Below are 19741 nucleotides of genomic sequence, written 5' to 3' on the forward strand. Positions count from 1 at the left end.
GTGTCCCGCTGCCGCCTGCTCGCCCTCGCGTGTGCAGGCGGCCGCGTTTTCAGGGCGCCAGTTCGATGCGCTCGAATTCCAGCCGCGTCCACGCGCCGTTGTCGGCCAGCGCGGTCAGGCTGTGCCGCCCCGGCGGCATGTCCAGCCTGAGGCGGAATTCGCCATCGCCGCGGCTGCTGCCGATCCAGCGCCCGTCCAGCAACCAGTGCACCTGACCCTGCGTCCCCGGCGTGGTGAGGCCGACATGGGCTTGGGCGGATTGCGTGCCCGGTGGTGCTGCGATGCGGCTGCCGGCGACGATGCCTTCGATGCGCAGGCCCAGCGCACGCTCGCGACCGTCGTCCTCGCAGTCGGCAGCGAGGGGTGGCAATCGGGCGGCGGCACGGGTCGCAGGGTCCAGCCACGGCTCGGCCAACACCGGCCAGCGCGCGATCTGGATGACCTTTTCCTCGTGCGACTGCCGGCACACCGCGCCAAGCCGCGCCCCGCTGCGTGCATCCACGCGCAGGCGCTGGCGCAATGCATTCCAGCTGCGCGCCTCGCGCTCGGCAAAGGTGGGTGGAATCGCGCCGTCCAGAATCCAGGCGTCGCGTTGTTGCCGGCACAGGGCCTCGGCCCCGGCTTCGGGTGGCGTGCCCAGCGGCCAGCAGATGCGCGCGCGCTCCACTTCCGGCGGCCGTGGCATGGGATCGGGCTGCGTGCCGCGCGGCAGGCTGTCGATCACCTCGAACATCAGCGGCAAGGCGGTCACCGCGCCGTATTGCCCGGGCAAGGGCGTGCCATCGGGACGGCCGACCCACACCCCGACACTGTGATCGGCGGTCGAACCCAGCGCCCAGGCATCGCGGTAGCCGTAACTGGTGCCGGTTTTCCATGCCACCGGCTCGCGACGGGCCGACGCGCCCGGCACCGATCCCGGACGTGGATGGGTGCGCAGGATTTCACGCACGATCCAGGCCGCGCCGGGCGAAGCCATGCGCCGCTCGCGCAAGGGGGCTTCGTCGGTATAGCGCACGCGCGCGGCGATGCCGCCGCGCTGGAACCCCGCCCACGCACCGACCAGCTCATCGAGCTGCGCGCCGACGCCGCCGAGGATGATGGCGAGGTTCGGGCGCGCCCCCGCCGGCAGGCGCAGTTCCAGCCCGGCATTGCCCAGCCTTGCGGCAAAGCGCGCCGGGCCGACTTCCTGCAACACCTCCACCGCCGGCACGTTCAGTGACCGGCGCAGGGCATCGGCGGCGGACACCGGGCCGTGGAAGTCCTCGCCGAAATTCCCCGGCCGATAGCCGCCGAAGGACTGCGGTGCATCGACCAGCAGGCTTTCGGAATGGATCAGGCCATCATCCAGTGCCTGCGCGTACAGGAACGGCTTGAGCGTGGAGCCCGGCGAGCGCACCGCCTGCACCATGTCGATATGCCCGAGCCGCGCCTTGTCGCCATAGGCCACCGAACCGACGTAGGCCAGCGCCTGCATGCTGCGGTTGTCCACCACCAGCAGTGCGGCCGAGGTGCGCGGTGGCAGCCGCGCGAAATACGCCTCCACCCGCGCCTCCAGCACGCGCTGCAGTTCCAGGTCGATGGTCGAGACGATGCGTTCCTGCCCCGGATGTTCGCGGCGCAGGCGTTCGGCCAGCAGCGCTGCCAGCATCGGCGTGCGCAGGCTGCGCGCGACCACCGGCTCGATGCGCGCATCGGCGACGGCATCCGCGCTCCACACCCCGCGCCTGGCCATCCGCGCGAGCACCTTGTCGCGCGCCACCCGCGCCGCCTCCGGCTCGCGATCGGGGCGCAGCCGGCTGGGTGATTGCGGCAGCACCGCCAGCAAGGCGGCTTCGGCATGGGTCAGTTCACTGGCCGGCTTGCCGAGGTAGGCCCAGCTGGCCGCTTCGACCCCTTCGATCACTCCACCATAGGGCGCGCGCTCGAGATAGAGGGTGAGGATTTCGTCTTTCGACAGATGCGCTTCGAGCTGCAACGCGCGCAGGATCTGCTTGAGCTTGCCGGGCAGGCTGCGCGAATGCGGATCGATGATGCGTGCCACCTGCATGGTCAGAGTGGAGCCACCGGAGACGATGCGCCCACTGCGCAGCCATTGCCAGCCGGCGCGGGCCAGCGCCAGCGGATTGACGCCGGGATGGTGGCGGAACCAGCGGTCCTCGTATGTGAGCAGCGCCTCCAGATAGAGCGGCGATACGCTGTGCGGCGTCGCCAGATGGCGCCAGATGCCGCTGCCATCGGGAAACGCGCGCAACGGACGCCCGTCGCGCGCGGTGACCAGCACGCTGAGGTCGTCGCGTGCCGGCAAAGGCGGCGGGAACAGCCGATCCAGAGTCAACAGGCCGAGCAGCATCAAGCACAGCACGATGCCCAGTGCACGCAGCGCCGCACCCGGCGTGAGTGGCGGGCGCTGGCGCAAGGCAGCCAGCCGCGGCCCGCGCAGTTCCCGCCAACCCATCACGCCCCTGCGAATCCACGTCGGGCGCGGCATCCCGGATCAGGCCATACGGGCGGCATGCCGGCTCAGTCGATCCCGGCCATCACGCCGGCCCTCCGCGCCTCATGGCTGCACCACGCGCAGGCTGGACAGACTGGACCTGCCAATTCCGCGCAACGTGGGCCGATACATGTCCTCGACCAGCGGCGGCGGCACCGCGAAGCGTCCCGGGCTGACCGCGCGTACCAGGTAGAACACGCGGGCGCGATCGCCCGGCGGCACGCGCAGCGCCGCCACGTAGCGATCGTCGCGGAACTCCTCGTGCTCGATCTGCGCCGCGCGTCCCCGCTCGTTCAGGCTGACGCCGTCGATCGCCACATCGGCCCAGGTGCGGTTGTCGCCAAGGTTGAGGTTCTCGACTTCCAGCCCGGCCGGCAGCAATTCGGTCAACAGGGCATTGGGCATCTGCACCTTGCTGCGGATCTCCACCATCACCAGCAACGCGTCGCCTTCCTTGAGGGTATCGGCGTTCCATTCGCGGCCGTCGGTGCGGAAGTAGCGCCGCGTCACCTCGAGATCCGGGTTGTTGCCGGCTGGCGCCTGCATGGGTACGCCGGCGACTTCGTAGCTGACGTGGAAGCGGCCATCGCCGGCGGCGATGTCGAAGCCGTCGCCGGCACGCAACGCGGCAAGATCGAAGCGCCGTGCGGTACTGACCCGGGGCGCCACCGCATCGCGCTCGCTGCCGAAGCGCCAGTGGCCGGAGACGCGCCCGTCTTCGCCATCCAGCAGCGCCTTGCCCATGCGCGCCAGCGCATTCTGTTCCTGGGTGGAAAGCCACAGCCAGCCGCCCTGTGCACGACGCTGGTCGATCAACTCGCCCAGACGGGAAAAGCGTGCCTCCTCGCCGCTGCGGGTGATGCCGCGTTCGCGCAGGATCGCCAGCATCATCGCCTGGTCGCGGATCGCACTGCCGTAATCGCTGAACCAGCGCTTGTCCGGGTACGGCTTGGCCAGTCCCTCGGCGATCGCCTTCTGTGCCCGCGCGCGGTCGCCCTGCAGCTGCAGCGCGATGCCCAGCCGCACCAGCGGCAGTCCGGTCAGGCTCTCGCCACGCCGGTTGTCGTACAGCGTGCGCAACACGCCGAGCGGCGCGCGATTGAGCCGCGCCAGCACGTAACCGGCGTAGGCGTGGTAGGCGAAACGCATGTGGTCGCGTTCTTCGCGATCGTACTGGTAGAAATTGCCGGCACCACCGGAAAGCAGGTCCTCGCTCATCCGTTCCAGCGACTTCTGCAGCATCGACTCGGGGATCGCGAAGCCCGCTTCACGCGCGTCCAGCAGGAATTCGGCGGTGTAGGCGGTGAGGAATGGGCTGCTGCGCGAATCCGGGCCGGCCCATTGGGTAAACGCGCCCGACGCGGACTGCATCGATGCCAGACGACCGAAACTGCCTTCCATGTAACGCCGGCGCTCGGCATCGGCAAGCGGCTTGACCCCCAGTGCCTGCGCGGTCGCGGCATCCAGTTGCAGGGCGGCGTAGCCCCGGCTCACGGTCTGTTCGGTGCAGCCATAGGGATACTCCAGCGCGCCCTGCAGCGAGGCGGCGAATGGCAGCGGCGGCAACACGCCGACCACCATGCGCGCATCCACCGAGCCCGGCATCAGGCCTTCGGCCAGCGCCGGATCAAAGCGCAGGCTGGCACCGCCGCTGGCGCTGGCATTGCGCTGGCGCAGCACCGCCGGCCACGCCGCACGTACCGGCAACTCGTATTCGCGGCGCAGACGCTGCCCGCCGCCTTCGGCCGTGACGATCACCTTGCCCACGGCATGACCTGCCGTGGCACTGACCGGGAAGCTGACACTGCGCCGCGCGCCCTGATCCAGACTCACGCTCTGCGCTGCGCCGCTGGCCTGCAGCGGCCCCTGCGTCGCGATCGACACCCTGAACTCGCCGCGGCGGCCGGTGAAATTGGTCAGATCGATGCTGACCTGGCTGGCATCACCCGGCGCCAGCACGCGCGGCATGCCGGCTTCGACCACCAGCGGCGCGCGCACCGTCATCTCGCGTGCGCGCGCGCCGTAACGCTCGGCGGCATACACCACCGCGGACAGGCGCAGGCTGCCGTTGAAGTCCGGCAGCTCGAGCATGATGCGCGCCTGCCCCTTGGCATCCAGCCGCAGCGGCCCGGCATGCAGGTCGGCCATGCGCAGGTGTGCCACCGGGCGCAGCGCGCGCGCCGGTTTGGAGGCCTCCGCATCACCGCCGTAACGCAGGCGTGCCATGCCGCCTTCGAAGCTCTCGATCACCCGCCCGTACACATCCCAGGCATCCACGCCGAGACGGCGCTGGGCGAAGAACCAGCGCCACGGGTCGGGCACCGGATACTCGGTGATGTTGGTGATGCCCACGTCCACCGCGCTCAGCACCACATAGGCCTCCTCGCCGGCCAGTTCCGGCACCGCCACGCTCACCGGCACCCGGGTCTGCGGCCTTGCCAGCTCCGGCGCGACCAGCCCGACCGCGACGCGGCGCGCCGCACGCCCCATCGGCACGTGCACTTCGCCCACCGCACGCGCCGGAGTGACCTGGCTGCGCGCGCTGCCGCCACGGAACACCAGGGCGGTGATGTAGACGTCATGCCGCTCCCATTCCGCGGTCACCGGGATGGTGAACGTGCTACCGGGCCTGGCGTCGATCGGCTGCACGTGCAGCAGCTGGTCGGATTCGACGATCAACAGGCCCTTGCCGGCGGTCGGCGGGGTGACCGTGACCTTGAGCTTGTCGCCCGCGGCGTAAGCGGTCTTGTCCAGCGCCAGCTTGACCTTGTCCGGGCGCGCATCTAGCCCGCGATTGTCGTCGCTCCAGCTCCAGCCGGCGCGGAACGGCAGGCGCGTGGTCAGTTTGGTGGAAGGATCGAACACCTCCAACCGGTACTCGCCCCACTCCACCGGCAGGCTGACCTTGGCCGGTGACGCGCCGGCATCGAGCATGCGCTCGGCCACGGTCTCGAAGCGGCTGGTGTAACGGTAGTTCCAGCCCGATTCCTCGTCATGGCTCCAGTGGTAATCGCGATGCTCGCGTACCAGCTTGAGCTGCAAGCCGGCCTGCGGCTGCGGCTGTCCGTCACGGGCGAAACGCTGGATTTCGAAGCCGATCTCCTGATTGGCCTCACTGCCGTCCTCGAGATCGAACAGCGGACGCACCCCGACCAGTGCCGGCGCCGGCCACAGCACGCGCTGCAACTGGCGATCGACGCTGCGCCCGCCGCTTTCGTACAGACTGCCGCGCACATTGACGCTGACCGGGCTGCTGGCCTCGAGCCCTTCAGGCAGCGCGATGTCCTGGCTCAAGCGCCCGTCCGCATCCAGGCGCGCATCGATCACTTCCTCCTCGGTGTCGGGCAGCTTGAGCGTGGGATCGCCGAAGTACCAGCCGCTCAGCTTCGGCAACGGATGCTGCTCGACGCGGTACTGCACGCTGGCACTGAAGCGGTTGTCCGCCGCCGGCGCACCATATAGATAGCGGCCGGTCACCCGCAGCGCCAGCGGCTCGCCGAAGCGTGCGTCCGCGCGCGCGGTATCCAGCTCCAGCCTCATCCGCTCGGGCAGGAACTCCTCGATGTGCAGCTTCATGCCCTGCACCGCATCCTTAGACTCGGGATCGAGGCGGAACTCGATCGACCATTCGCCGGTGGGTGCATCCACCGGAATCTCGCGCACGAGGACGTGATAACCGAGCGCGCCGCTGTCCATGCGGGTGTCGAGGAAGGTTTTGCCATCGGGCTGCAGGAAGCGCACGAACAGCGGCTGTGCGCCTTCGCCCGCAGCTGCCAGCGGCTTGCCATCGGCATCGCGCAACAGCGCGGAGATGCGCACGCTCTCGCCGGGCCGGTACAGGTCGCGCCCGGACCACGGGAACACCTCGAACGCGCCCTGGCCGCGCCCGCCGACATCGAATTCGGACAGGTCCAGTGCCGGCTGGTTGAACGGCAGCAGGGACACGTTGCCGCCCTTGGAAGCGACCAGCACGTGCGCGGCATCCAATGCATAAGGCATCAGCGCACTGCCGCGGCTGTCGGTACGCGCGGCAAGCACGGCATTGCCCTTGCCATCGAGCACGCGCAGTTCGACGCCGCCGATTGCCGAGCCATCGGCCAGCGAAGCGGTATGCACGAACATGCGTTCGCGGTAGGCGCGCGCATGCAGGCCGATGTCGCTGACGGTGAAGAAGGTGGTGGGGAACTCGTCGCCGAAGCTGCCGGCGCGCTTCATCACCGCGAAATACAGGCCCGGCTCGCGCAGTTCCTTGATGTCATGGATCGGCAGGTAGCTGACCGCGCGCTGGTTGCGCTTGCCCTCGAGCAGGAAGCGGTTGGCATAGACCGACTCGCCGAACTTGCCGATGCCCGAATCGCTGTAATCACTGCCGAGGTTCCACACGCTGCGATTCCCTGGTCGGCGATAGCTGGCGAAGAACGCCGGCAACTGCTTTTCGCCGATGCGGAAGAATTCGACATCCACCTCGCTGACATTGAGCGCCACCACCGGCAGGCCGCGACTGTCGCGCGCCGGCAACACGCTGCCCTGCGAGGCGAAGCCGACCGATGGCTGCATGTCGCCGCTGTAGACGTTTTCCTCGCGATCCTTGCCCAGCAGGCGGCCATCGGCCGCGGCCAGCCGGCCCGACAGCAGCAAGGTGTATTCGGTATCCGGCTCGACGAACTGGTAGCGCAGGGTGCGGCCCTCGCCATCATCGGCCAATACCCAACCGCCATCGTTGGTCAACCTGTCCTTGAAGCGGATCAGCTGGTCGAAATCCTGCGTGGGCGCCAGTGGCTGGCTGAACTCCAGCGACAGCACCACCTGGCCCTGGCGGGTTTCCGGCCACGCGCGCAGCAGCGTGAAGCCCTGCACACGCTCGCCCTCGGCCTTGATCGGCTCACCCGACAACGCCGGCACACCGTTCCTGCCTCCGCAACCCGCCAACGCGGCAAGCATCAGGAGCAGGACGAAAGAGGCAAACCGCACGCGCAGGGTCATGGACGAATCCGCTTCGACGATGCCCCAGTCTAGAACGGAATCATCACCGCGTTATGCCATCCCGCCGCGGATCAGGCCTCGGCTTGCGCGCTCGCTTCCGGCGGCGATGCGCCCCCGCCTGCTTCGGACATGTCGGCATCCGCGTCCTCGGCAGCGTCTTCCAGCGACACGTCCAGACGCTCGATGGCCTGCAGCTTCTCGCCGGCGGCGACCCGCATCAGAGTCACGCCCTGCGCGGCGCGGCCGACCTGGGCGATGTCCGCGGCCGGGGTGCGCACCAAGGTGCCGCCATCGGAAATCAGCAGCACGTCGTGGTGGTCGGTGAGCTGGATGGCGCCGACCAGCGCGCCATTGCGCTCACTGGTGCGCAGCGCGATCACGCCCTGGATGCCGCGGCCCTTGGTGGCGAATTCGCCCACTTCGGTACGCTTGCCGAAGCCGTTTTCGCTGGCGGTGAGGATGTCGCCATCACCATCGATCACGATCAGGCTGCACACGCACTCGCCTTCGGCCAGGCGCATGCCGCGCACGCCGGTCGCGGTGCGGCCCATCGCGCGCACCGCCGATTCGTGGAAGCGCACGGCCTTGCCATTGGAAGCGAACAGCATGATGTCGCGGCTGCCATCGGTCAGTTCGGCGTTGACCAGCGCATCGCCCTCGTCCAGATTGATCGCGATCTTGCCGCGCGCCAAGCGGAAGGCGAAGTCCGGCAGCGGCGTCTTCTTCACCGTGCCGTTGCGGGTGGCGAAGAACACGAACTTGTCTTCCTCGTATTCGCGTACCGGCAATACGGCCTGCACCTTTTCGCCTTCCTCCAGCTGAATCCAGTTGACGATCGGGCGGCCGCGGGCATGCGGGCCGGCGTCCGGCAACTGGTGCACCGGCAGCCAGAACACGCGACCGGCGCTGGTGAAGGTCAACAGCGTGTCATGGGTATTGACCAGCCACAGCTTGTCGATGAAATCCTCGTCCTTGGTCGCCGCCGCGTTGCGCCCCTTGCCGCCGCGGCGCTGCGCACGGTAGCTGGTGGCCGGCTGGCGCTTGGCATAGCCCGCGTGCGAGAGCGTGACCACCACGTCCTCGGGCGCGATCAGGTCGAGGATGTCGAGGTCTTCCTCGCTGACACGGATTTCGCTGCGCCGCGCATCGCCGTATTCGGCCTTGAGGTTTTCCAGCTCGGTGCGGATCACCTGCATCAGCACGTCCGGATCCTGCAGGATCTCGATCAGGCCGCGGATCGCGTCGAGCAGGTCGCGGTATTCCTCGGTCAGCTTTTCCTGCTCCAGCCCGGTCAGGCGGTGCAGGCGCATCTCCAGGATCTGCTGAGCCTGGGTTTCGGTGAGCTGATACTGGCCGTCGATCAGGCCCACGCCCTTGGGCAGCCCCTCGGGGCGTGAGGCCTCGGCACCGGCGGCGGCGAGCAAGGCGCCGACCATGCCCGGCTGCCAGCGCCGCGCCAGCATCTTCAGCCGCGCTTCCTCGGGGTTGGCCGACGACTTGATCAGCTCGATCATCTCGTCGATGTTGGCCAGCGCGACGGTCAGGCCTTCCAGGATGTGTGCGCGGTTGCGCGCCTTGCGCAGCTCGAAGATGGTGCGTCGGGTGACCACCTCGCGGCGGTGGCGCAGGAAGGCTTCGAGGATCTGCTTGAGATTGAGCAGCTGCGGGCGGCCATCGACCAGCGCCACCATGTTGATGCCGAACACCGACTCCATCGGCGTCTGCAGATAGAGGTTGTTGAGCACCACTTCGGCCGAATCGCCGCGCTTGATCTCGATGTAGATGCGCATGCCGTCCTTGTCGGACTCGTCGCGCAGCTCGCTGATGCCCTCGAGCTTCTTTTCCTTGACCAGCTCGGCGATCTTCTCGATCAGCTTGGCCTTGTTGACCTGATACGGGATCTCGCTGACCACGATCGCCTCGCGGCCGTTGTCGGCCACTTCGATCTCGGCCTTGGCGCGCATGCGCACGCGGCCCTTGCCGGTGCGATAGGCCAGGTGGATGCCGCCGACGCCATTGATGATGCCGCCGGTGGGGAAGTCCGGGCCGGGGATGTGTTCCATCAAGCCGTCGATGTCGATCTGCGGCTGTTCGATCATCGCCAGCAGCGCATCCACCACCTCATCAAGGTTGTGCGGCGGGATGTTGGTGGCCATGCCCACGGCGATGCCGGCCGAGCCGTTGACCAGCAGGTTGGGGAACCGGGTCGGCATGACCCTCGGTTCCATTTCCTTCTCGTCGTAGTTGGGCTGGAAGTCGACGGTTTCCTTGTCGATGTCGGCCATCAACTCGTGCGCCATCTTCGACATGCGCGCTTCGGTGTAGCGCATCGCCGCGGCCGGGTCGCCGTCGACCGAACCGAAGTTGCCCTGCCCGTCCACCAGCATGTAACGCAGCGAGAACGGCTGCGCCATGCGCACCAGGGTGTCGTACACCGAGACATCGCCATGCGGATGGTATTTGCCGATCACGTCACCGACGATGCGCGCGGACTTGTAGTACGGCTTGTTGCTGTGCGCGCCCAGCTCGTTCATGGCGAACAGCACGCGGCGATGCACCGGCTTCAGGCCATCTCGCACATCCGGCAGCGCACGCCCCACGATCACGCTCATCGCGTAATCGAGGTAGCTGCGGCGCATTTCGTCTTCGAGGTTGACCGGGATGATTTCGCTGGCAGGATCGGTCGTTGGGGACATCAGGTTTCCGTGATTCGGGTTCGCAAGGACGGCCTCTTCGCAGGCCGCGCGCGGCGCCACGCAGGCGCCTTGCGCGCCCGTTCAGGCCGCATCGGAAAGACGAACAATTCTAGCATTTCCGGGCACTGAAAGACAGCCGGAAACCAGCGTCAAAACAACTACTTGCGCATCACGACGCGCTATGGCGCCACAGTGTCGGCGGCTCGGTCGACAGGGAACAGCGCACGCATCGCATCGGCGTCCGGGTGCAGCACCACGCCGCGTTCGGTGACGATCGCGTCGATCAGCTCATGCGGAGTGACATCGAACACCGGATTCCACGCCTTGACACCTTCGGCCACCGTGCGCGTGCCGCGATGGCTGAGCAGCTCCGCCGCGTCGCGCTCCTCGATTTCGATGCCCTCCCCGCTCGCCGTGGCCATGTCCACGGTGGACGACGGTGCGACCACCATGAAGCGCACGCCGTGGTGGCGCGCGGCGATGGCCAGCGCATAGGTGCCGATCTTGTTGGCGGTATCGCCGTTGGCGCAGATGCGGTCGGCACCGACGATGACCCACTGCACCTGCCCGTTCTTCATCAGATGCGCCGCGGCGGCATCGGCGATCAATGTCGCTTCGATGCCGTCGCGCTGCAATTCCCACACCGTCAACCGCGCGCCCTGGTTCCACGGCCGGGTTTCCCCGGCGAACACCCGCGCGATGCGGCCTTCGGCCACGCCTGCACGGATCACCCCGAGCGCGGTACCGAAGCCGGCAGTGGCCAGCGAGCCGGTATTGCAATGCGTCAGCACGCCGCTGCCAGGCTCGATCAAGGCCGCCCCCGACGAGCCCATGTGGCGGTTGGCGGCCAGGTCCTCATCCTGAATCGCGCGTGCCTCGGCCTCCAGCCGCTGGCGCCAGTCACCCCCTGCCTTCGCCAGCACCGCGCGCATCCGCGCCAGTGCCCAGGACAGATTGACCGCGGTCGGTCGCGCCGCCTCCAGTCGCGCCATCGCCGGCGCAAGCGCGACCAAGGCCTCGTCACCATCGTGCGCCTTGATTCCGCGCGTGGCCAGCACCACACCCCAGGCCGCCGCGATGCCGATCGCCGGCGCCCCGCGCACCACCAGATCACGAATGGCCGCCGCCACTGCATCGCTGTCGCCAGCCTGCAGGTACGCCTGCACGAACGGCAGTTGCCGCTGATCCAGCAACTCCAGCGCCTCGCCACTCCAGCGCAACGGGCGCACCTGGTCATACCGCGCGTAATCGATCTCGCTCATGCACCCAGTTTATCGGCAGCGAGAGGCGCTCCGATGGCGGGCATGCGTGTTCGCGTCGTCGCCCAGGTGACCAAGGCGCGAAAGCAAGAAAAAACCCCGGCCTTGCGGTCGGGGTTTTGTCATTGGTGGTGGAACACGGAACTGAACCCGCGTCCGCTTTCAGAACCAGATAGTAACGCATGGCTCCTGAGTCCTTCGATTCGACGACTTGGCCAAATGCGCGTGGGCATAGAGCAAACCCATGACAACCGGAACTTCAAGCTCGTTCTACCCAAGGGGTAGGCGTGGCGACATGGGCGACTAAGGAGCGCAACTTGGCCACTGCATCGACGGGATCATGGGGCAGCGTGGCGAAGCTGATTTTTTTTACGCCATCAAGGTGCCATGGGCTGTTCTGCTCGGCATGGGGGGTGTCAGGTTTGGATGGGTCGAAGGGATATGCCAAGAGTCCCCAGGTCAACAGTCCTTCAGGAGCTTGAAAGCGTCCCAGATAGGCGGCCATCTGGTACAGGTCGTCGCGCTGCGGCCCATTTGGTGAGCTGGCAGACGGATGAAGGGACTTGTATTTGGCGTCAACAACGCCCCTGATGGTGGAGCCTGAAAGCAGGATGGCGTCGGGTATCAATGTGCCCAAACCTCGGCCCGAGACTTCGCTGTGGAGCAGCTTCTTGGTGGCAGACTTATCTCGGGTGCCGTGAGTCACGGTCAACGGTGCAGCAGCTTTCCGCAAAATACTGAGCACATACATTTCCCACAGCTCGGCAACGTCGAGCAGCACACCTTTCGTTTCGCCACTGGCATCAATATCAGCAGCAAGCCCCCTTCGGTTTGCAATCTGCCGCGACAACTCAGCGATAGGCGCAAAGCCTGCGGTCATCGGCGTATATCGAATCCGATCCAGTTCAGCCTTCGTCGGTACGCGTGGTCGCGCCCCGGTGACAGCCATCAGATGGGGCAGGAGTTCCTTGGCACGCTTCGGAAGCCATTTTTCGCCCGGCACCCCAAGCCACCGCCGCAGCACTTCGTAGGCAGCGACGATGGCGTCAGATGCAGCGTGATCTAGCGTTCGCTCTGAACGGATGGAAACAACCTGCCCACCACCAGCGGCGATCAAGCGCAGAGATGCAGGGACATCAAGCCGTCCCCTGACAGTCGCGCCTTTCGTAGCCACTTCACGGCGAAGCGCAGGCAGCCCATGCCGTGCCGCCTCGATGAAACCATGGGCCCAAACGGACGCGAGGAGTTGGGCAATAAACGATTCGTCCTCCCTGAGCTTCCCGGGCGCGTCGGTCAGCACGACCGACGTTGCTTCAAAAAGCCAATTCCGAAGCGTGGCCAGGCCAAAACGTGGCTCGATGGTCAGGCTGTGCCCCTCGAAGGAAATTGAGCCAACGTACCGGCCAGCCCACCAAGTGCCGTCCCATGCGCAGTAGACGATTGGTTCGTCCTCGTCCCTTTCGCCGGAAATGGGCACGACAAGGCTCGAGGCTTGGACATTGGTTGCAAGCTTACGGAGCCAGTTCGCCTCCGCCGCTGTCGGTGGCGGGACAAGCGGCGAGCAGTCACGCGCAACTAGTTTCACTCTGCCACCGACGGCTTGAGCAAGACCTTGGATAGCCGGTCGAGCTCGGTATTGCGTGCGTTAGCGTCCAGCCCAGCGAGGTACTGCTCCAATAGTGGGCGAAGAGATAGGTTCCACACCTGCACAACGGGCTCCAGCGCTTCACCCTTCTTGTTCCAAAGGTAGTTCTGTTTACGCGAAGGTCGAGCACCGAGGAAATTGCGCAGGAACACGACCACGTCAAGCAGATAGGTGTGCCCGATCTCGTACTGCGAGCCAAGCAGCGGGCTGTCGTGGATCTGCTTGTTCAACGCCGCCGCAGCTGCCGCCAATTTGCGGAAGTCCGGTTCGATACGATCCCACTCCAAGCCCGATTCCAGATCCTTCCACTTCGATTCGGCGGCACCCACCAGAGCCTCGGCGTCAAACGGGCAAAGTAGCCACAGGAAACGGCGGCGCAGCGCGAAGTCGATCTGCTCGATGGACTGGTCAATCAGGTTCATGGTGCCGATCACGTACAGATCGTCGGGGATGCGCAGCTTCATTGCCGCCCCGTCACCATTGCGTGCCGGAAGCTCAATCGTCTGATTGCGATCCTCAAGCAAGGAAAAGCACTCGCCGAGCATCCGACTCAGGTCCGTCCGATTCATTTCATCCAGGATCAGGATGTGCGGCAGACGTTCAGCGCGTGGCTTCTGCTCGATGTCCTCAATCAGCTTTGGAAGGTAGCCAGATCGATATTCCGTGCCACCGCCATTCGAAATGTGGAGTGCGCGAATGAAGTCCTCGTAGCTGTAGGCCGGGTGCAGCTGCAGTCGATGCACGTTGTCGCGGATCGCGGATTCGATAGCAGATTGCGACTGGAAGTAGCGAGCCGGGCCCATTTGGCTCAGTGCCGCAGATCGGATGACACGCTCAGCCAGCTTCTTGGCGCGAAAAGTCTTGCCAGTACCCGGCGGTCCGTAGAGGACGATCTGCTTCTTGTGCTGGATGATCTCCAGCGGCGCACCTTCAGATGCGCCCTCGCTGTCGTCGTACCAAGCCTCGACAAGCGGCGACCAGTAAAAGTCCAGCTCCTGGTTGGGAAGCAGCTTTTCGAGCTCCTGGCGAATGGCCAAGATCGCCCGGTCATCATCCTCTGCTTCGGCAGTGACCAGTCCCGAGAAAGCCTTGATGACTCTGCGCTTGTGATTGCCACTTGCTATGCGCTCGAAGTGCTCGGGAAACAGGAGGTGGAGGAGCATGTGCCGAAGCTGCTTCGACTCGGCATCTTCTATGCTGTCAACAATCTCTTGAAAGAGCCACGGATCGGCGGCCACCTGTGCCTGCCGGTCCTGCGGTAACTTTTTCCATGCGATGGCGAGCTCGATCAGAAAGGCGATTTCGAAGGGACGACGGGTGTTGTAGCCCTGGCCGCCACTGCCGATCCCGTTGGCGAAGGCTGCTGACACAGGGTGTGACTCCGGCAGGCTGTCACCGCCCCACCCGAGCACCTCGCTCACGACCTGTCGCTTGCGTACGCCTCCGACACTGGAGGGGAACAGGAAGTACACGCTCAAGATCTCTGCTGCAAGGCGTGACACATCCTGCCCGGCCTTGCCAACCTGATCTCGGAACTTGTCGATAAACGTGCGATCGCCTTCGTCAGGAGTTGCAACGAAGGCCTTGTGGATGCGATCCAGAACGTCAGGCCGCCAAACGGAAGCGTCGGCGAACAGCAGTGAGCCGTCGTTCAGGAGGCAGTTGGTCCGGAATGCATCAGCCGCTTGGTAGATTTTGGTTGTGTCGTGTTCTGAATAGCGGGCCATAGCATCCTCAATTGACGTTCGTAGGCAGAAAGCGCTGACCGATGCACTTCCCAAGCGTAGGTTGCCAAGCTCCATCGCCAGCAACAGCCAAGATTGGCCTTGGCTTTCGCCTCTCCCTGATGTAATGTAACATCCATCACATTACATTGTCACGAGTTCCCTATGAGCATCGGCAGCAGCGGCAGGATAGTCATCGAGGTTGAGCCCGAGGTCAAAAGACAGCTCTACTCAACCCTCGCACGGGAAGGTATGACCCTGAAGGATTGGTTCTTGCGTGAAGCGCAAAACTACATGAAAACCACGGCACAAATGCCTCTAGATTTGACTTCCGACGTCAAGTCGGCTGATCAGACGAAGAACACACCTTAGGCATGAATATGTTTGCTTCGAATTTAAATCAGCTCCTTGAAGCCACCTCAGGAGTGGAAACTACATACAAAGTTGGAAAAAGCTTGGAGCAGCGATTAACCGGCAGGTTCTATACGCATGCCAGAATTGGAAAGGCAATGGCGATTGATGTCGCCAAGCGCCTTGAGGCTTCTGAAAGCCTAAAGATTATTGACCCGTTTTGTGGTGATGGAAGACTGCTGTGCTGGCTCATTGACGCCCTGCACGAACAAGGAAAAATTCCGTCGAAATCTCTTGAAATCGCTGCCTGGGATTGCGACCAATCGGCGATCAAAACCGCCCAAAAGGCAATCTCACAGAGAATTGAAACCCTTGATATCTCTGTCGCACGCGTAGACGCACAAACAATTGATTCATTCGAGTATGCGTTAAAAAATCAGCAGTCCTTTGATATCTGTGTAACAAACCCACCCTGGGAAACGATTAAGCCCGATAGCAGAGAACTAGCCGAGCTTGAGCAAGAAGACAAAGAAGCATACGTTTCACTCTTAAAAGAGAAAGTATTTCGACTCGAAAAGGCTTATCCATACTCCAAGCCAACTAGGAAGTTTTCTGGTTGGGGCGCCAACTTGGCTCGTTGCGGCATCGAAGCTTCTGTGCGATTGATCGCGCCGGGAGGATACTTTGCCATTGTTGCGCCCGCCACTATTCTCGGTGATCAAATTTCTGCGCCTTTGCGTTCTTGGTTATTTTCACAAAATACCGTAGATACAGTTCATCACTATCCTGCAGAAGCAAGGCTTTTTGAAGGCGTTGACCAGTCAGCAGTATATTTTGTTGGCCACAGGGGCATAGGTCAAAAAAATAAAAGGCCACTCGAGGTGATACAGCACTTTGAGAAAGAGCAGGAGGCGCAGCCACCCATCTTGGAAATATCGATTTCTTCTCTAGTAGAAAATCACTATGCGATTGGGTTTAGTAGCTCGCCAGAAATCGCAAAAGCGATGCCTTTTCTCGCTGATCTGCCAAAGCTAGGTGACTACGAAACCGGAGCGGATATCCTTTTCAAATTGGGGCGAGAGCTAGACGAAACAGGGATTGCGAGCAAGCTATCGGACACAGGTAGTTATCGATTTGCCAAAGGTAGGCAGATCACTCGCTACTCTGCGGTCGGTGGCGAAGCGGCATTTTTGAAAGGGACGATCACACCTCCATCATCTTCAGATTTGCATCGCCTAGTTTGGAGAGACGTTGCAAGACAAAGCTCAGCTCGTCGAGTAATAGCGACAATCATTCCTCCTGGTGTAGTGACAGGGAACTCACTCAATGTCCTTATACCAAAGAGAATGCCCTATGAAGCGTTGCTTGCTGTCCTTGGCGTATTTAACTCAGTCATATTTGAAGCGCAAGTGCGGGCATCAATCAGCACAAATCACTTATCAGTAGGTGCGATCCGACGGATAAGGGTGCCAGATTTATCATCCAGAACGCATGTAGAACGAGTATCAAAACTGGTTGAGAAACAGCTACGAGAACCCTCCGAGTCGTACTCCGCCCAGATAGATGTTGAGGTGGCGAGCTGGTATGGGTTGCCCGATGACATCTATTTGGACTTATTGACAATGCTCGAACGGCACTCCCCCAATGACGTTTCGGAGATTAAAAGAACAATGGCAGTTCGCCAGCAGAAATCAAAAAATGAAACGATACGCATTGAAAATCATTACGCCGCGACACTTAGTGAGCTTGATTTGCGCATCTGTCGTTCCGTTCCACCCGGAGGGAACTGGAAAGATATCCCTGAGGACATTCCTTCCGAGCGAATAAAGAACATCAGAATCAGTTTCGCCAAAGGAGAAGGAAGCCGATCAACATACTATGGACGATTGCACCCGGACAGGCCTTCGTACACGATCAACACCTACTTCACCAGGCCAGGAAATGGGTGCCATATCCACTACGATTACAGCAACGAGCAGCATAGAACCCTTTCTCATCGAGAGGCCGCTCGACTGCAATCCTTTCCTGACAACTTTATATTCAAAGGCAACAAAGGTTCGGTCACTACGCAAATTGGAAATGCCGTCCCTCCCTTGCTGGCATATCAGGTCGCTCGGCATTTGAACATCGTCGGACAAGCCGTAGACCTTTTTGCCGGTGCTGGCGGACTTGGCTTAGGATTTGGATGGGCAGGATGGGAAACGCTTGTCGGAAATGAATTAGAGGCAAGTTTCGCCGAGACTTATCGAACGAATGTTCACTCGAACATCGTAGTGGGGGACGTCACAGATGACAGCATTAAAAAGCAGATTCTGACGGAGGCGAAGGGGGCCAGAAATAAAGATTTGCCTCTTTGTGTTCTTGGAGGTCCGCCATGTCAAGGATTTTCGACCGCAGGTAACAAACGCTCTATGGAGGACGAGAGAAACTGGCTCTTTAGAGATTACTGCGGGCTGCTTGCAGCACTTAAGCCCGATGTCTTTGTATTTGAAAACGTCACAGGCCTACTCAATATGGAGGGCGGGCGCGTTTTCGAAATGGTTAAAGACGAATTGTCAAAGCACGCGAAGAGACTTATCGTGTGGAAGCTGCACTCCGAAAACTATGCAATTCCACAGCGGCGCAGCAGAGTGATCATCGTTGGCGATAACACTGGAAAAGTTCCTGAGTCTCCCCCGCCAATGATTTCGACTCTGTCTGCAAGAGACTTGATTTGCGATTTGCCGCAACCGCCGTCGGTAAAGGAAGCGCTAGACGACCTGCCCGCCCTAAAACCCGGACAGGATGGCGGTGACCTTGGTTATCGCCACGCGCCCACCACGCCATATCAGGCACTAATGCGCGGCGAAATTTCAGCCGCGCAATATTTGGAGAAGGTCACTCGATAACTTCGCCAGGAGCCGACCGCACATAACGGTCGGCACCCCACATGCTGTCTAGTTCCTTGCCAACCTCATACATGCCTCGTGCGAAGTGTTCTCGAACCGCTGCAAATGCGGCATTGTTATCTGAAAGAATATCGGGAAGTGAGTTTGCCAACGCCCGAAGATCCGCCTCGGACACCTTGGATTCACCCACGATTTCGGCAATTTTTTTATCGAGATCGTTTGTCAGGGATTTCAGTCTCTCTAAATCCGTAAACCCTGCCGAGAACTCCGCTTCGGAGCGATCGTTTGATATAACAAATGCGCTTCGATTCTCCTTTCTGTGGTAGTCGATCAGAGATGTGAATGCGATTCGAATCCGCCTAGCTTTCTGTTCTGTCGCGTACTTTGTGGTTCGTGGATTTCTTGTTATGGAATTGAAATGCGTAAGGTGATTGATAGCACTTAATCCAACGAATTCAGGGTCGAAATCCGCTGCTTCCAGATGCAAAAGGCTAGCGAGGAATGTGTAATAGCCACGATCCAAGAGTGCTTTCAGGAGGGACATATATGTATGGCGGTTGTCCCGAAGCAGTTTGCTGAGGCGCAGCGCGGTTTCAGCATCGCCAACAGAATTCTTTCGGCGATCCCAGATCTCTTTGGCAAACCACGAGATGACACTCTCTCCAGCCGCCTCGACGCCAATCAGCAATCTCACATCACTGGCGTACATGCGATTGTTTTTTCCGCTGTTGCAGGTTTTGCACAGAAGTTGAAATTGTGGGCGATGCGTGAATCCGAGTGATATCGGACCGATGTGGTCAGCTTGGCATGGCTTGGGATGAACGCCGCCTTGCACCGCATTAAAGCAATTTTCTTGCTCGAAAATTGGGTTGGATCTCACTTGGCCCATCAGGCGATCTGCGGCAACCCAATCCCCATCTACCCAATATTCAAAAACCCGCCGATCAGTTACATACGACTTTAAATTTTCCTTGGACCGGCCTGTATCAGCTGTAGAACGACAGCAGCGGTTAAATGAGTGAAATCCGTCGAGCCGGTCAGGAGGGTTTGACATCGCACCAGGGCTGAGCATTCGTGGTTCTTGTGGGATGTACGTTTCCCGTAAGAATTGCTCCCAAGCATCAAACGTCTTTGCCAGAGGTGGGATGTTAATAGATGTTGTTGCGAAGAGCTTTGGAAGATCATCGTACAATTTCGACCCAAAGCGCTCATCTAGACGCGCTAAAAGATCGCAGACGTGCTCCACTTCAGATAGCTCAAACGTATCGTCTATGTAGGGCAGCTTGCGAATCCTGGCAAATAGGTGCTCATTCGGATATGCGTACGCGATCTGAAGCTCTTTTCCGCAAGTCTTACAGGGCTTTACCCCGAAAGGGTGAATTGCTTTTGCTGTTTTGCTAATCCACGTGCTATCGGTATTCGGATCAATTCCGATGGAAAGTGCTTTTAGCCTCCACCACTCGCGCCGTTTGTGATGGGTGTCTTTGAATTTTCCGGATTTTCGATTTGATGGAGCTTCCCACTGAATTTCGCCGCGCTCGCCAATCGTGTCAGGCATGCCGGCATAATTTGGGTGGTTGACTATTTTTTGCGCATATTCCAAAAATGTTGCGTCGCCATATTTTGGTTTTTTCTTGGCCATAGGATCCCGAGCTTGAACAGAAAAAGCCCAGATGGGCTTGACAATCACTCTTTATACAA

General features: G+C 61.8%; 9 protein-coding genes. 2 read left to right on the forward strand and 7 right to left on the reverse strand.

The window, feature by feature from the left end:
* Window positions 1–49: 49 nt before the first annotated feature.
* The 6 genes from pbpC to ACW11F_RS03715 form a co-directional block, all read right to left on the reverse strand.
* Entirely contained in the window at window positions 50–2455 is a 2406-nt protein-coding gene (gene pbpC / locus ACW11F_RS03690) for a penicillin-binding protein 1C (protein WP_456995559.1), read from the reverse strand.
* Window positions 2456–2557: 102 nt separating this feature from the next.
* On the reverse strand, window positions 2558–7477 hold the full coding sequence (locus tag ACW11F_RS03695; RefSeq protein WP_456995560.1) for an alpha-2-macroglobulin family protein: 4920 nt from the start codon (window positions 7475–7477) through the stop codon (window positions 2558–2560).
* 71 nt (window positions 7478–7548) lie between these two features.
* Window positions 7549–10173 carry a DNA gyrase subunit A gene (gene gyrA, locus ACW11F_RS03700; RefSeq protein ID WP_456995561.1) on the reverse strand — a complete coding sequence of 875 codons (2625 nt, stop codon included), beginning with the start codon at window positions 10171–10173 and terminating at the stop codon, window positions 7549–7551.
* Window positions 10174–10352: 179 nt separating this feature from the next.
* Window positions 10353–11435 carry an S-methyl-5-thioribose-1-phosphate isomerase gene (gene mtnA, locus ACW11F_RS03705; RefSeq protein ID WP_456995562.1) on the reverse strand — a complete coding sequence of 361 codons (1083 nt, stop codon included), beginning with the start codon at window positions 11433–11435 and terminating at the stop codon, window positions 10353–10355.
* 256 nt (window positions 11436–11691) lie between these two features.
* A complete protein-coding gene (locus ACW11F_RS03710) occupies window positions 11692–12909 on the reverse strand; it encodes a 5-methylcytosine restriction system specificity protein McrC (protein WP_456995563.1) in 1218 nt (405 codons plus the stop codon).
* A 104-nt stretch (window positions 12910–13013) separates the two neighbouring features.
* Window positions 13014–14804 carry an AAA family ATPase gene (locus tag ACW11F_RS03715; protein ID WP_456995564.1) on the reverse strand — a complete coding sequence of 597 codons (1791 nt, stop codon included), beginning with the start codon at window positions 14802–14804 and terminating at the stop codon, window positions 13014–13016.
* A gap of 162 nt (window positions 14805–14966) precedes the next feature.
* Here ACW11F_RS03715 and ACW11F_RS03720 point away from each other — a divergent pair, with 162 nt between their 5' ends.
* Both ACW11F_RS03720 and ACW11F_RS03725 read left to right on the forward strand, forming a co-directional pair.
* Window positions 14967–15173 carry a hypothetical protein gene (locus tag ACW11F_RS03720; protein ID WP_456995565.1) on the forward strand — a complete coding sequence of 69 codons (207 nt, stop codon included), beginning with the start codon at window positions 14967–14969 and terminating at the stop codon, window positions 15171–15173.
* Window positions 15174–15175: 2 nt separating this feature from the next.
* Window positions 15176–18040: an Alw26I/Eco31I/Esp3I family type II restriction adenine-specific DNA-methyltransferase gene (locus ACW11F_RS03725; protein WP_456995566.1), complete on the forward strand. Its 2865-nt coding sequence runs from the start codon at window positions 15176–15178 to the stop codon at window positions 18038–18040.
* On the opposite strand, the gene ACW11F_RS03730 is transcribed toward ACW11F_RS03725, so the two are convergent.
* The gene (locus tag ACW11F_RS03730; RefSeq protein WP_120967005.1) at window positions 18030–19682 is read right to left on the reverse strand and encodes an Alw26I/Eco31I/Esp3I family type II restriction endonuclease; all 1653 of its coding nucleotides are present in this window, start codon (window positions 19680–19682) and stop codon (window positions 18030–18032) included. The genes ACW11F_RS03725 and ACW11F_RS03730 overlap by 11 nt on opposite strands.
* Between the last annotated feature and the right edge of the window lie 59 nt (window positions 19683–19741).

This window comes from Luteimonas sp. e5 (assembly GCF_054031035.1).

Excerpts from the sequence above, each read along its gene's own strand:
- pbpC (WP_456995559.1), bottom strand. The coding sequence starts at position 2,455 with ATGGGTTGGCGGGAACTGCGCGGGCCGCGGCTGGCTGCCTTGCGCCAG.
- ACW11F_RS03695 (WP_456995560.1), bottom strand. The coding sequence starts at position 7,477 with ATGACCCTGCGCGTGCGGTTTGCCTCTTTCGTCCTGCTCCTGATGCTT.
- gyrA (WP_456995561.1), bottom strand. The coding sequence starts at position 10,173 with ATGTCCCCAACGACCGATCCTGCCAGCGAAATCATCCCGGTCAACCTC.
- mtnA (WP_456995562.1), bottom strand. The coding sequence starts at position 11,435 with ATGAGCGAGATCGATTACGCGCGGTATGACCAGGTGCGCCCGTTGCGC.
- ACW11F_RS03715 (WP_456995564.1), bottom strand. The coding sequence starts at position 14,804 with ATGGCCCGCTATTCAGAACACGACACAACCAAAATCTACCAAGCGGCT.
- ACW11F_RS03720 (WP_456995565.1), top strand. The coding sequence starts at position 14,967 with ATGAGCATCGGCAGCAGCGGCAGGATAGTCATCGAGGTTGAGCCCGAG.
- ACW11F_RS03725 (WP_456995566.1), top strand. The coding sequence starts at position 15,176 with ATGAATATGTTTGCTTCGAATTTAAATCAGCTCCTTGAAGCCACCTCA.
- ACW11F_RS03730 (WP_120967005.1), bottom strand. The coding sequence starts at position 19,682 with ATGGCCAAGAAAAAACCAAAATATGGCGACGCAACATTTTTGGAATAT.